This is a genomic window from Microbulbifer sp. MLAF003, assembly GCF_030012965.1.
Classification (GTDB): Bacteria; Pseudomonadota; Gammaproteobacteria; order Pseudomonadales; family Cellvibrionaceae; genus Microbulbifer; species Microbulbifer variabilis.
In genome coordinates this window covers 2,962,120-2,975,085 of sequence record NZ_CP120232.1, presented here as the reverse complement: position 1 = coordinate 2,975,085, position 12,966 = coordinate 2,962,120, and the positions used below count along the sequence as shown (strand labels likewise).

Annotated in this window: 17 protein-coding genes; all 17 read left to right on the top strand. The window is 46.2% G+C overall.

All coding sequences use genetic code 11. The features are described from left to right. Positions 1-3 precede the first annotated feature (3 nt). The 17 genes from P3339_RS14170 to P3339_RS14090 are packed head-to-tail and all read left to right on the top strand — an operon-like array spanning position 4 to position 12,955. Positions 4-684, top strand: a complete 681-nt coding sequence (locus P3339_RS14170; protein WP_282950921.1) for a hypothetical protein — start codon at positions 4-6, stop codon at positions 682-684. Beyond that, entirely contained in the window at positions 677-1,042 is a 366-nt protein-coding gene (locus P3339_RS14165; RefSeq protein WP_282950920.1) for a hypothetical protein, read from the top strand. The genes P3339_RS14170 and P3339_RS14165 overlap by 8 nt, the downstream gene beginning before the upstream one ends. An 8-nt stretch (positions 1,043-1,050) precedes the next feature. Continuing rightward, positions 1,051-1,875, top strand: coding sequence for a hypothetical protein (locus P3339_RS14160; RefSeq protein WP_282950919.1), 825 nt, complete (start codon positions 1,051-1,053; stop codon positions 1,873-1,875). Continuing rightward, positions 1,872-2,411, top strand: a complete 540-nt coding sequence (locus tag P3339_RS14155; RefSeq protein WP_282950918.1) for a hypothetical protein — start codon at positions 1,872-1,874, stop codon at positions 2,409-2,411. Before P3339_RS14160 ends, P3339_RS14155 begins: the two co-directional genes overlap by 4 nt. A 2-nt stretch (positions 2,412-2,413) precedes the next feature. Further along, positions 2,414-3,433: a hypothetical protein gene (locus tag P3339_RS14150; protein ID WP_020415018.1), complete on the top strand. Its 1,020-nt coding sequence runs from the start codon at positions 2,414-2,416 to the stop codon at positions 3,431-3,433. Next, positions 3,426-5,273: an acyl-CoA dehydrogenase family protein gene (locus P3339_RS14145; RefSeq protein WP_282950917.1), complete on the top strand. Its 1,848-nt coding sequence runs from the start codon at positions 3,426-3,428 to the stop codon at positions 5,271-5,273. Before P3339_RS14150 ends, P3339_RS14145 begins: the two co-directional genes overlap by 8 nt. 5 nt (positions 5,274-5,278) lie before the next feature. Further along, positions 5,279-7,243, top strand: coding sequence for an NAD(P)/FAD-dependent oxidoreductase (locus tag P3339_RS14140; RefSeq protein ID WP_282950916.1), 1,965 nt, complete (start codon positions 5,279-5,281; stop codon positions 7,241-7,243). Then, positions 7,240-7,572 (top strand): alpha/beta hydrolase, encoded by a 333-nt coding sequence (locus P3339_RS14135; RefSeq protein ID WP_282950915.1) that lies wholly within the window; start codon positions 7,240-7,242, stop codon positions 7,570-7,572. The genes P3339_RS14140 and P3339_RS14135 overlap by 4 nt, the downstream gene beginning before the upstream one ends. Positions 7,573-7,604: 32 nt before the next feature. Further along, entirely contained in the window at positions 7,605-8,153 is a 549-nt protein-coding gene (locus P3339_RS14130; RefSeq protein WP_282950914.1) for a hypothetical protein, read from the top strand. Continuing rightward, positions 8,150-9,280: a hypothetical protein gene (locus P3339_RS14125; RefSeq protein ID WP_282950913.1), complete on the top strand. Its 1,131-nt coding sequence runs from the start codon at positions 8,150-8,152 to the stop codon at positions 9,278-9,280. The genes P3339_RS14130 and P3339_RS14125 overlap by 4 nt, the downstream gene beginning before the upstream one ends. Positions 9,281-9,282: 2 nt before the next feature. Further along, complete coding sequence (locus P3339_RS14120; RefSeq protein ID WP_020415023.1) at positions 9,283-9,537, top strand: acyl carrier protein; 255 nt, start codon at positions 9,283-9,285, stop codon at positions 9,535-9,537. 21 nt (positions 9,538-9,558) lie between these two features. Then, the gene (locus tag P3339_RS14115) at positions 9,559-10,293 is read left to right on the top strand and encodes a tetratricopeptide repeat protein (protein ID WP_282950912.1); all 735 of its coding nucleotides are present in this window, start codon (positions 9,559-9,561) and stop codon (positions 10,291-10,293) included. Further along, positions 10,293-10,631 carry an ABC transporter ATP-binding protein gene (locus tag P3339_RS14110; protein ID WP_282950911.1) on the top strand — a complete coding sequence of 113 codons (339 nt, stop codon included), beginning with the start codon at positions 10,293-10,295 and terminating at the stop codon, positions 10,629-10,631. The genes P3339_RS14115 and P3339_RS14110 overlap by 1 nt, the downstream gene beginning before the upstream one ends. Then, positions 10,628-11,023 (top strand): ABC transporter ATP-binding protein, encoded by a 396-nt coding sequence (locus tag P3339_RS14105; protein WP_282950910.1) that lies wholly within the window; start codon positions 10,628-10,630, stop codon positions 11,021-11,023. The genes P3339_RS14110 and P3339_RS14105 overlap by 4 nt, the downstream gene beginning before the upstream one ends. Beyond that, positions 11,020-11,214, top strand: a complete 195-nt coding sequence (locus P3339_RS14100) for a hypothetical protein (RefSeq protein ID WP_282950909.1) — start codon at positions 11,020-11,022, stop codon at positions 11,212-11,214. The genes P3339_RS14105 and P3339_RS14100 overlap by 4 nt, the downstream gene beginning before the upstream one ends. 11 nt (positions 11,215-11,225) lie before the next feature. Beyond that, complete coding sequence (locus P3339_RS14095) at positions 11,226-11,723, top strand: hypothetical protein (protein WP_282950908.1); 498 nt, start codon at positions 11,226-11,228, stop codon at positions 11,721-11,723. A gap of 2 nt (positions 11,724-11,725) precedes the next feature. Next, positions 11,726-12,955, top strand: coding sequence for an ABC transporter permease (locus P3339_RS14090; RefSeq protein WP_020415027.1), 1,230 nt, complete (start codon positions 11,726-11,728; stop codon positions 12,953-12,955). Positions 12,956-12,966: the final 11 nt, after the last annotated feature.

Here is a 12,966-nt window from a genome sequence, read left to right as displayed (position 1 = left end):
TTCATGGAATTGCAATCCATTGCTGGCGGCTTTGTCGCTGACCAGCTCGCATCGATTTCGCCTGTTCCTGCGACCTTTCAGAGCCTGCTGGAGCGGGCCTGCATTCGCTTATTTGATGCCTCGATGATTATTGAAGACCCGCTGACTGACTTGGCTCCGCTTAGGGAGCCCTCAGTAAAGCAGCCTTTAGAGCAGTTTGAGCAGACCTACGTAATCGATCAGATTATTGATAGGGTGCGGGATGAAGGGCTTTCGGGGCATTTCCATGAAATGATCGGGCTTTTTGGCTCCATTATGATGAGCCTGACTGCCACAGATGAGCAATTAGCGCAGGTGAACCATTGGGTAGAGGAGGGGATTTTTGGCCACTTCTTAATGACGGATCCCGGCGGGCCCAGCCTGCAAAGTTGGAAGACTGAGCTTAAGGATAGTGACGAGGGCTTGGTACTCAATGTTAATAAGATGCATGGTATTGAAGCCCAGAAACTTGGGTTTGCCATGGTTGTAGCGAAACAGGCTGCGCGTCCATTTCCAATCACGGTGATGTTGCCCCCTGATCTTTGTGCTGAATTAAAACAGCTACCTGTTGGAAAGCCTTTCCTGGATGGCAGGCTGCAGCTTGGTAATTGTCAAGGCAGTGTGCAAGTCTCTAAAGATATGTTACTCAGTAAGGGGGTTGGGTAGTGTTAACCGTTTCCTTACTTTGGTTCGTCCCCGTTTTGTAAAGTCCTTGATGCACTTTGTGCTGTGGTTAAAAGATCAGGGAGAGGTAGAGCTCTCAGTTACAGATCAGGGACATATTGAATACCTCATTTACCTGTGCAACGAGCAGACTTCGGCAACGATCTTTTCAATGCACAGTGTAAACAGGGTATTAGCGACAAAGTTTGCCAGTAATGAACTGCTTCTCGATATAGTGGCTTCTGGCAAGGTAAAAAATAAGGCTCGCCAGCGTGACTTGTTGGCATTTACCAAAATGGAAGGAAGCTCCTACCGCTGCTTTTTCGAGATCTATAGCAAGGCGAAAGGGCACCGGGTATGAGTTTGTATTTGAAGTCTGCCGCTTTCACTCCTATCGAAAGTATTACTTTTTCATCGAGCGGAAGTCTCCGTAGTGCTTTTGCTCACGTCAGTGAAATTCTCTTTGAGCAGAGTACTCGTGTACTTGAAGCAATTTCCCCGGTTATAAGGAAAGAGATCGGCCGCCACTTTCTTTGCTCAACAATGATCGAATTGCCCTTTACAACAGGCGCTATTGCGGAGAGTGATTTGAATGTTGTGGGAAAAGAGCAGCACGTCCCTGTGACCAGCTTTGTGAATACTTATGAATGCGCCTCGTGGGGCTATAGCCTTCGTTATTATTTAAAACAGAACCCTGATGCCCGTTATGTCATGGTCAGTATTCTGGATGCCAATGTACTGGACTTAAGTTTTTGGCAGAGTAATGAAAACTGGGGAAATAGCGGATTTGGTCTTTGTACTTTGCTGTTGGAAGTGGAATCATTTGAAAAACATGATATCACTGCAAGCTGTGCTGTTACCTATAATACAACCCCCGAGTTTGCAACGATTATCCGAAAAATGGCAGCTGGTAGGGACGACCTCACATTATCATTGCCATTCTTCCCAGAAAATATTCGTCAAATTTTTACCAAATTGCTCAATGGTTTCAAGCAACTGCCCGATTTACATGACAGGTGGGGTCACTGTTTTGGTAGTGATCCCTGGTTGAATATTATCTGTCACGGTGTCAATGGTGATTTTCATCAGCCAAAAAAAATACTGGCCTGTTCTATTGCATTAAATGGCTACTACTGTACGGCAGAGGTGTGTGTTGACCAGCAGAGCACCTTTTATCTGTCGGAGGCAGTATGAGTAAATTGATAGAAATTACTGCTACGCTGGTTCGTAATCCATACCCAGATCTACCTAAGCTCTGTGCAGCCAGGACTTTGCCTTTACATAGGGAAGAGGATTTTGAAGCGATATCTATTCTTCCGGTGAATAGTAACCCGATGATGCTGAACTTTGCCGAGCACTATCGTTTGATCGTCGAGTTGCTCGGTTGTATTAAGAGTTTTGAAGCCAGGATTGATACGTACCTGCTTAGGATACAAATGCCTGCAGGTGGGCGTATGCCTAAAGAGTTTCTCGATGAGAAGGTCTTGATGTTACAGGATGTACGCGCTGAAGAGGCATTCCTTCAACGTGAAGGAAAACCATATATTGCTATTGAAGACACACTCCCTCGGCATCCATTAGAGGCGGGGAATAATAAAATCCAAATTCGAATTGCCTGCGAGCAGGACCCTTCCGATTTACATTGGAATTTAGTGGAAGGTATTTCAACCAAATTAAAAGCCGTTGGATTTGATGCTGTAGAAATGACAGTCAAGGACAGGACCGCGTAGACATGTATATCAAAAGCCTGTGGTTGGACAATAAAGGGGAGACGGAGCAGCTAGTACAATCGCTGAATCAGTATCTGGATGGTTTTGCTGAACTTCCTGAGCTTATCTATATCGTATCTGCCGGGGAGGCGAATGTGCTGCTCGAGCAGCGCGTAATGCAGTTTATTACGGAGCTGGAAGAGTCCGCCCACAATATTCTTTTCGTAGGTAGTGCTTGTACCAGCTTTCATGCTGCGATCCTTAGTTATTCACGGCGAGCTGAAGCAGATGCGTTGATTATCAACCTGGAGGTGGGTAAGGAACGTCAGCAGGAATGCCTGGACTCCCTGGGCATAGGCGTGAAAGCAGGACAAGATGGCCTCAGTGTAATTACCGGTGTAGCAGTCACCTGGATTACCAGAAAATATCACGAGCAGAGCATCTGTCAGATTTCAAGTTGTGACATTTTATCGCAGTCCCCGTCATTGACTGGCGCACACGAGCTGGTAAAGAGTCTAAAGCGAATCATGTCCGTCAATTTCGATGATGCGAGTCAGGTAGTTTCCTTTGATATTGAATCCAAGTGGGCCAAAGGATTATTGAAAGGATTCTCTGGCGCAGAAAGGTCAACCTGGCTGCCAAGTATTGAAAAGGATGGCCTGCATTATTTGAGTATCAAACCGCTAGCTGAGATTAGAAAGTACTTTCTTGAGAAAAAACTTGAGAATCTTTGGCTGATAACACTCGGTGGTGGTGGTAGAGCAGGGTGTATAAAGGTAGTGAGTCCCGCAATCGACCGAGCTAGATTGCTTTCCAGATTGGTCCATACCGAGACGCTGTCTTTGGAGGATGCCTTTTCCGATTTTAGTACGGCGCAGCATATCGGAGACACGTTAGGGCAGGACTACCTTCCACATGTACGTGAAGCCTTGAGTTACCCCAAAAGAAAGTATCGGGGAAGGCACAATCAAATATTTCACTGGGTGCTAAATTCTGGCAGCTGGCGATCCCTTTTAGAGAATCAAGGAGCCAAACATGGGTAGAAATATCTACAAGGCTGATTTAAGGGAATTCAAATTCCTGATTGAAGACCAGTTTCACCAAGCCCGAACCCTGTTTGAGCACCCGCTATATAAAAATTGTACGCCAGAAATATTGGATGATATTTTGTTGCGTGGAAAGCAGTTTTCCTATCAAGTCTTAGGGCCAGGTTACCAGGAAGCTGATGAACAAAGTTGCCACCTTGTAGATGGCAAGGTTCAACTCCCCAGTGCCTTTCCTGAAATGTGGAAACGTTTCAAGGAGGAGTGGGGGAATATGGCTGCTGTGGATGGGGCACAGGATACCGGTCTGCCGCCTTTCGTTATGCAGATGCTCCTGGAAATGTTTATGGGCGCCAACCCCAGTTTTATGACATATGGAGGTTTCTGCCTGCCATCCGCCACTTTGGTAGAAAAGTACGGCAGTGATATCCAAAAGGCGCTCTTCAAGGACAAGCTGGCAACCTCCGAGTGGACTTCCTGTCTTTGCTTGACTGAACCTCAGGCTGGCAGTGACGTTTCCCTGGTGGAAACCAAAGCTACTCGCCAGGAAGATGGCACTTACTTACTAAGTGGTGAAAAATATCTGATCAGCGCCGGTATGCATGACCTGACAGGTAATACCATTTATTTTGTAATGGGCAGAGGAGAGAAAAGCGGATCAGGTACCTATGGGTTATCTTGCTTTATAGTGCCCAAATATTGGGTAGAAGAGGATGGCAGCCTGGGAGCTTTCAATCACGTGGAGTGTATATCCCTGGCTGATAAAATGGGTTTTAAAGGCTGCGCCAATACCCATCTGACTTTTGGCAAAAAAGGCCAATGTCGGGCTTATTTGTTGGGCGACAGAGAGAATGTCGGCCTACTACAGTTTCTCACCCTGATGAACCAGGCCAGGATAAGTACCGGTGTTTATGCACTGGGGATGGCTTCCTCTGCTTATTACAATGCGCTGGCCTATGCCAGTAAGCGTCTTCAAGGCAAGCGGTTCCATGAGAGTTTCAGCTCAACAGCCAGCCGTGTAAATATTGTTGAGCATGTGGATGTTCAGCGTATGTTGCTGGAGATGAAATCCAAGGTGGAAGGCTGTCGTGCGCTGATTGCCAAGTTGACCCTTTCGGAAAGTCTCCTGAAAACTTTTGCCGGTGATGCCGACAAAAAAGCGGAGATAGCCCACCATCAGGGTCTGGTAAATCTACTTACTCCAGTTGTTAAGGCCTATATCAGTGATCAGGCCTGGAGAATCTGCGAGCTGGCGATTCAAACCTGTGGTGGTCAGGGTTACTTGAAAAGTTTGGGTATTGAGCAGTATGCCCGAGATATCAAAGTGCTGGCCATCTGGGAGGGCACCAACTATATCCAGAGCCAGGACCTTATTCGAGACAAGCTCGGCCTGGGCAATTCCAGCAAGCTCTTTCAGGTATATAAGACTGAAATCGACGCATTTATTGGCAGGGCGGCAGACTTCCCACAATTCAAGGGGGAGTTTGATCATCTGAAGCAGTCCTTTGAACACTTGGAGGCAGCCCTGAAGGCTGTTCATGTCTGGGTCCGGACCAAAGAGATGTTTAAAATCCCAGCGTACAGTACACGTATCCTGCACATGATGGGGGATATTACCCTGTCCTGGTTATTACTCGAAGCCGCCTGTGCAGCCTCCAGCAAATTGAGTAAAGAAGATTCAGATAAAGCTTTTTACGAGTCAAAGATACTTAGTGCCAAGTTCTTTATTCGCAATGAGTTGCCCAGAAGCAGGTTTACGCTGGAGGTAATTCAAGACCCTGACTCTTTCTGTGGGGTCGACTCGCCGGTTTGGGCCTCACTGCTCAGTGATGTGGAGTAACTGTAATGAAAGCAGTCGAACAATTAGAAAAAGAATACGACGTTGTCATTATTGGTGGCGGTTGGGCCGGCTTGACCCTTGCGCGCCAGATAAGGCGAGGCAGTAAGGAAATCTCAATCCTTGTTGTAGAGGCCAGCGAGGAGTTTCGGGGGAAAGTTGGTGAAGCCACTGTCGAAATGACAGGCCACTATTTTATGAAGCAACTGGGGTTGGTGAACTACCTATACCGTAATCACTTACCTAAAAATGGTCTGCGTTTCTTTTATGACAAGCCTGATCACAGCTTGTCGCTCACAGAAATGAGTGAGCATGGGACTACCAGCATTCCACCGCATCCGGCCTTCCAACTGGATCGGGCCCGCTTGGAAGAAGATCTGGTGGAGATGAATCGCGCAGACGGTATTGAAGTTGTCATGGGGGTGAAGGCCAAGGCACTCAATATAGAACCAGCAGATAAACGACACTCTGTGCTGGTGTCTGCCGGGGATTACAGTTCGGAGATTTCTACACATTGGTTAGTGGACTGTAGTGGTCGAAACCGATTCACCAAAAAGCATAAAAAACTAACCCGGCAGAAAAATGTGCCTGAACACTTCTCTGCTTGGGGGCGTTTCAAGAATATCCAGGATATAGATTCCATGGGTGATGAGGCTTGGAGAAAACGGGCGTTTGGCCGTTTCCTCTCTACCAATCACTTTGCAGGGGATGGCTATTGGGTATGGTTTATCCCTTTGAGTGGTGGCTACACCAGTGTTGGTATCGTTGGAGAAAAGGCTAAATTTGAGAAACCACCTACTAAGCGCGATAGCTTCCTGAATTTCCTGGCGGAATATCGTGCGATTGCGGAGTTGTTGGAGGGTGCGGAGCTTGTGGATTTTGAGGCCTGGGGCCAGCTAGCTTATCGTGCGGACGAATTTATTTTTCCAGATCGTTGGGCAACTTCCGGCTTTGCTTCTATGTTCCTGGACCCGCTATTTAGTGGGGGCGATATGATCGCCCTGTTCAATGATCATATTTCCAAATACATTCTTATGGATCTTTGTGAATCTGACAGAGATAAAGCTCAGGAAGTACTGGATCATCAGTTACCGGTTGCCAACCAAACAGTAAAAGAGTTTTACCAGGGACTTTATGCACATGTGGCTAATGTGTATCCGGTCATTGACTCCGCCGAACTGTGCTCGCCGCTACTGGCTTACAATACTGCGGCCTATTTCTTGGAAATAGCCTGGGATTATATGTCTGGAAATTACCTTGACCAGGAATACTGGCAACGCAAGAGCTACCTGCGTCGCGGCTATATGGCTCTTGAATTAATACTGCAAAAGCAGCTGATAGATACCGCTGAAGTACTCAAGTCCGAGGGGCGCTACTACCGCCGAAATGATGAGGGCTTTTTCGAATCTGGAGCCGATCATTATAAGTATTTTGTTTACTTGATGGGTACCAGTGGCAAAGATGGGTGGCGTATTGATTTAAGGGTCAAGCTCTGGGTGGAGATGTTCCTTAAAGTAATCGAAGCTAAATTGGATCTACCGATGCTTGCCAGTAGGATGGTTGTGCAGCAAAGTATTTTATTGCCGGACCTTTTGGAGAGGCCCAACCTGAATGTTGGGGACAAAGATTGGCTCCTGAATAAAATCTCAGACAAATTATCCGAAACGCTCTCCGAAGAAACCGAGTTCCCGGTTCAGGCTAAGATTAATGAAGATACCTTTCACACTGATATGGTGAACGTTGTGGACCCCTCAGGTGATCTCACTGAAGTTGAGCTTGAAAAGCTTTCTAAGAAAGCCAAGGCACTCTGGGGGCAAACTCAGGAATATATAGCCATGCCGGGTATGGTGCCTGTATTTCTGGCATTTGCTCGTAGCCAGCCTGATAGCATTATGGATTCAGTAATAGACCAGAGGAAAATGCAGGGTATGAATCGAGAAGTCTCTGAAATTAATGTTGTGGAGGCGGTGTGATTCAGGAGTTTTTTAAGGCCAGGGATGGTAAGAGCCTGGCATTTCGCTGGTTACCAGCGGATGATACTGAGACTGCACTAATTTGTATGCACGGTAGTACTTTTAGTAGCCAGTGGTATCTGATGTTTGGACGTATGTTGCACAGGCAGGGGATGACCATTTGTCTACCCGACTGGCGTGGCCATGGCAAAAGTGAAGGCCGTCCAGGTGACCTGGACTATCCAGATCAATTACAAGACGATCTGCATGATTTAATTAATCACCTGAAACAGCGCGGAGTACGTCGTATTATTTTGGGGGGCACAGTGCAGGTTCTCTTGCGTGCTTAAGATACCTTGGGATATATGGTACCCAGGACATAGTGGGTTTCTTCGCTATTGCTCCGCCATTAACCCAGGCAGAGGAAACCAGGAAGTACGATATTGCTACCTCAGGCCTTGAGTACTTTATCCGTTACTTCCGCAAGAGAAGACATGCACGGCCGATGGCGGGTCCTGAGCAACAAAATTTGCCTAAAATAAATCTGTGGAAGTATTGGCTGGCAATGCTCTTTCCTGTTTTCAGGCGGATGGCTGTGCTGAGCTTTCCTCCAGTGGGGTCGGATGCCGGTAACCAGGGTAGAGTTCTTGATTGTAGCTTTAATCTCCTGAGCGCTTATACAATCAAAAGATATACGGATCTGTTTGCCAGTCTGGATATTCCGTGCCACATCACAGTCGGTGAGCATGATGAGGTGGTCGACGCTCATATTCTGTATACAGTGATGAACTGGTATATATCTCCCCAGGTTGAGTCTTGTCTGACCGAGATTCCAAAAGCCACGCATATGTCAGCTATTTCGGCATCGGCCAAACCACTTTCCAGCTGGTTGGATAAGGTAGTTGAGCGTCAGCTGGAGGCAAGCCTGTGAAGCAAATGGTTTACGATGTTCCGGGTGTGGAATCCGTAACTCTGGCAGTTGGAGCAGAGCTTTCCCTACTTAATTTATATCCTGCCAAATACAAAAAGTCAGAAGCTATTCCACTTGTAGATCATGACTCTGTGATTCAGCGAAGTGATCGCAATAGCTTTCATATTAAGCTTGGCAAATCATTCAGTTTGCCCCTTTATCACTTCCTCTTTAATGAACAGTTATATATAGGAAGATGTCTATCTTCTTTTATAGCGGTGGGTGCCGATAAAGTTGATCCTCATTATTTAATCGAACTGGAATACTTTGGTTTTCCGACAGAGCGAAAAAGCCTGCTGAAAAATGTCCATATGCTTTTTCCTGGCGATGAAGTGATGATTAATGCAGAAGAGCTTATTTGGCTGGATGAAACCTTGCCGGAGCAACCGGGTTTACATGCGACTTTGGTGAAACCTCAAGCAAAAGGGGATGTAGTTTACAACCTTCTGCCCAAAGTGGCTACGGACCTGTTTTCTCCTTTCGATCATGTATTTTTTGCCGAAATTTCACAGCAACTACAAGACAATGAAGATTCGGTTCTTGAAATATCCAAAGATAGTCTGCCGAAAAATTTTGGGCTTAATAAAGAAAGGGCTGATGTCTTTAATGGAGCCCACAAGTCCAACGTAGTTGAGGGGGTTGATCTACAAGAATACACCGATCAGATCAATGGCTTAATCAAGTCAAGCTGGGAGGCTTCGGGAAGTAAAGAGTCCCTAGGTTGCTATCTGGCAGAGCAGTTTTACTATCCATTTATTCTGTTCCAGCTCAATACATTAGCTGCTGGAGCTGGTAAGGAAATCAGGGTTGTTGAATCAGCAAATCAGGAAAACAGTGTAGCGCCGGTATTTTCTTTGGACGATGCCCCAATAGTAAATGTCTATGAATCATTTCAAAGGGTATTCTTTTACGGTAACCAGTGGCTTTCTCGCGTATGGTTTTTTATTCCACCCATGATTAGTGCCAAGATTATTAAACGGCAACAGAAATATTCCGGCGGTGAACAGCATATATGTATATATGCCCTTACTCTGGATTATTTGTTGCGATTCTATCCCTTAAAAGTTGGTAATGTTATTGGAGATTAGGTATGTCTACAGCAGTCGTAGAGAGCAAAGTACAGGAACTCTGTGAGCAGATAGCTCTTATGCTGAATGTTGATTCCGTCGATGCGGATACTCCCATCGCTGAGCTTGGTGTTGATTCACTCAATATTGTTGAAGTGATACTAATTTGTGAACAGCTTTATCCTGGAGTTATGAGTCCTGAAAATCTGGTGTTTGATGAACACACCACTCTTAAAGAAATGGATAACCAATTACTTGAGAATTCTGTCGAGATGTAAATCTCTTATAGGGGGTAGCCCATGTTAAAGAAAGTGCTAACAATTCTAATAAGCAGCCTTTTTATCGGAAATATTGTTGCCTGGTTTTCAGGGGCAGCTCCCATAGATTTTAAAAAGGTCGCTTATAGTAAATCAGAAACAGAGCAGTTGCAGTTCCTTAAGGCGGAGCTTGAACAGGATCAATCTGACACAGAGTTGATGCTGCAGCTTGGTCAACTGTACAGCTATCACAATGAAATAGATCGAGCAGATGAGTTATTGAGCCTTGCTTACCAGAAAGATCCTGACAATATGCTGGTTAAGGCTGCCTACTTCTCTAATGACGGGAAGCTGGCCGGGGCTATGTTTGATCCCGTTATGGGGATCTACAAGCTCTATCGGCTGCGTAATGCGATGAGCCAAGTGGATGCGGCCGCAGTACAGGCGAACTCTGATTTTAATGTACGCTTGGTTCGTTTACTGACTTTCTCTTTTGTTGGTGAGATCAGCGGTCACTTTGATCGGGTCTTTGAAGATGAAGACTGGTTTAATGCGGTAATTGATGAAGACCCTGCGGCTTTACCTGCTGAGGTCAGGCAGCTGGTATATCTCGCTCTTGCCAATGCCTATTGGGTTAAGGGGCAGGAAGATAGTTCCGAGTTTAGTATAGCCTCTGACTATTTTCAGAAGGCAGAAAGTCTGGCTGACTGTCCCTCGACAATGCAGGATGCTTGCAAGCAATTAAGTCAAATGGTTGTAACCCTGGGCAAAGCCTAATGCTGGTTGAACTTAATAATGTATCTAAACGCTATGCGATGGGTGATGTTTGGGTGGATGCGCTCAAAGAAATCACTCTTTCCCTGGATAAAGGCGAATTTTTAGCTGTTAAAGGCCCGAGTGGCAGCGGAAAGAGCACCTTGCTGAATATTTTGTCTGCACTTGATCAGTGCGATTCCGGCACCGTTCAGGTAGGGGTTAATGTCGGGGCGTTGGGCGAGCACAAGCGCTCGAGGTTCCGCAACCGGCATATTGGCATCGTGTTTCAGTCCTTTAACCTGATACCGGTACTGACCGCTTTGGAAAATGTGATGTATCCACTGACTCTCAGGGGGTGAAAGATGCAAAGCCGCGGGCTTTACAGGCACTGAAAGATGTCGGTCTAGAAAAGCAGGTTAATCAGAGGCCTACACAACTGTCTGGTGGGCAGATGCAACGGGTAGCCATAGCCCGGGCGATTGTTACACGGCCCGATATTGTGCTGGCTGACGAGCCTACTGCAAATCTGGACTCAAAAACCTCTGAAAATATTATGGCGTTGATACAGAAACTGAATAAGGAGCAGGGGGTCACCTTCGTTATATCCACACACGATAATTATGTGACCAGCCTGGCTTCCAGAGTTATTACTATTCTGGATGGAAAATTAGTGGGAGATAGTCTTGCTGAAAATAGGCAGGCCAATAAATATTCAGAAACTGTTCTTGATGAGTCGGGGGTAGAGGTATGAAGTTATTTGCTCAGCAATATGCTCTGAGATTTTTTGTTATCTTTTTTATTTTAGCCAGCCATCTATCAAAAGTATGGGCTGAAGAATATATACCACCCACTGAGATTCCCCCTGAGAATAGTGAGCGGGCTTTACTGATAGCTGGATTAAATGAAAATTCCACCCCGGAACAAAAAAAGTTGCCTACTTAGCCGAGCTGGCATTGCTCACTTCCTCGGCCGATACACAAGTGGCACAAGTGGAATTGCTGGAAGAGAAGATCACTCAATTACTGAAGTCACAGGATAATGATTCAGAACTAAGTGCCGCCCTGGGTTCAGCGATCTCGTTTCGATCCAGTTTTTATACAGACCAGCTGGCAAAGCTTTCCTTATTCTCAAGAAGGGGAAATCGCATTATGGATAGAGCTGTTAAACAAGCCCCCTTTGACTTGGGTGCCCGGTTACAGCGCGGCATCAGCTGTGCAAATATGCCGGCGTTCCTTCGTCGAGCCCGCTATGCGGTTGAAGATCTAGAACTGGTTCAGCAACAAATAGGTGGGAAATATGGCGAAGAGTTCCAGGCATTTGTCGAGTTCTACCTGGCGCAGGCCTATAGTCGTAATAAGCAGGCAGAGAAGGCCCGAAGCCTTTGGGCAAAGCTGGCGGGCTCTGAAACCAATTGGGCGCAAAAGTCTCGCCAGGCGCTGGAGAAGTTGTAACCATGACTCTGGGTTGGAAAGTAGCACTGTTAAATATCCTGAGAAATGGACGGCGTAGTCTGATTACTCTGGCAGCAGTTGTATTTGGTTGCACGAGCCTGATTATATTTGGTGGCTTTGTGCAGTCTATGTACGATGGTATGCGTGAGAGTATGATTCGTTCGCAGTTAGGTCATATCCAGGTTTACGCAGAGGGGTTCGATCAGTATGGTAAGGCTGAACCAGAGAAATACCTTATCTCCTCTGCTGACTTAGTAGAGATTAGCGATGTAATTGAAGAGCAAATCCAGGCTTTGGTGGTGGCTCCACGACTAAATTTTAATGGGCTTCTCAGTGATGGAAAACAGTCTATAGCCATAACGGGGGTTGGTATCGATGCGGAGAAAGAAGTTCTCCTTTCCTCCGCTATTCATATTGTTGCAGGAGAGGACCTGTTTCCTGAAGATGCGGCTGCTGCGCACCTTGGAGAGGGGCTGTTTAATTCACTGGATGCTGAAATAGGGGACTATTTGACCTTGTTGGCTAGCACCCAGGATGGGGCGATCAATGCGGTGGATATCCAAATTGCTGGAGTGATTAGCACTGGTGTAAAAGAGCTGGATGATCGTCTACTTCGCGTCAATTTACCTCTTGCCCAGGAGTTGCTTTATACCTCAGATGTAACCAGGCTGGTTGTCCTTTTGGACGATACCAAAATGACCGACAAAGTCGTTGGTGATTTGCAAAGGATATTTCAACAGCAGGGTCTAAAACTGGAAATAAAGAGTTGGTGGGATCTGGCTGGTTATTATCACCAGGTCGTCGGGCTATTCAATGGTGTCTTTGGTTTTATTACAGTTATTGTATTGGTAATTGTGGCTTTAAGTATCTCCAACACCATGCTGATGGCAGTGATGGAGCGCACTCGCGAGATTGGTACTATTCGAGCCATGGGGGGAACCCCCACCCAGGTGGTCGGGTTAATTCTTCTGGAATCCGTATTCCTGGGTATTATCGGTAGTCTTTTAGGTCTACTTGTAGGCGTTCTGGCTGCTAAAGGTATCACCTATGCGGAGTGGATGATGCCGCGCCCACCGGGTAGTACCCAAGATTACCCTATACGGGTATTTGTAGTTTCTGAAATTTTAATCAAAACCTTTGTCTTGGGATTTTTCATCTCTTTGGTTTCCAGTATTTATCCTGCCGTGAAAGCATCCAGAATACCCGTAGTGAATGCTCTGAGGTTTACCTGATGTTAATGCGA

Bases quoted from the DNA above. Each gene is read 5' to 3' on its own strand.
- P3339_RS14170 (WP_282950921.1), top strand. From the start codon at position 4: ATGGAATTGCAATCCATTGCTGGCGGCTTTGTCGCTGACCAGCTCGCA.
- P3339_RS14155 (WP_282950918.1), top strand. From the start codon at position 1,872: ATGAGTAAATTGATAGAAATTACTGCTACGCTGGTTCGTAATCCATAC.
- P3339_RS14150 (WP_020415018.1), top strand. From the start codon at position 2,414: ATGTATATCAAAAGCCTGTGGTTGGACAATAAAGGGGAGACGGAGCAG.
- P3339_RS14145 (WP_282950917.1), top strand. From the start codon at position 3,426: ATGGGTAGAAATATCTACAAGGCTGATTTAAGGGAATTCAAATTCCTG.
- P3339_RS14140 (WP_282950916.1), top strand. From the start codon at position 5,279: ATGAAAGCAGTCGAACAATTAGAAAAAGAATACGACGTTGTCATTATT.
- P3339_RS14120 (WP_020415023.1), top strand. From the start codon at position 9,283: ATGTCTACAGCAGTCGTAGAGAGCAAAGTACAGGAACTCTGTGAGCAG.
- P3339_RS14115 (WP_282950912.1), top strand. From the start codon at position 9,559: ATGTTAAAGAAAGTGCTAACAATTCTAATAAGCAGCCTTTTTATCGGA.
- P3339_RS14110 (WP_282950911.1), top strand. From the start codon at position 10,293: ATGCTGGTTGAACTTAATAATGTATCTAAACGCTATGCGATGGGTGAT.
- P3339_RS14100 (WP_282950909.1), top strand. From the start codon at position 11,020: ATGAAGTTATTTGCTCAGCAATATGCTCTGAGATTTTTTGTTATCTTT.
- P3339_RS14090 (WP_020415027.1), top strand. From the start codon at position 11,726: ATGACTCTGGGTTGGAAAGTAGCACTGTTAAATATCCTGAGAAATGGA.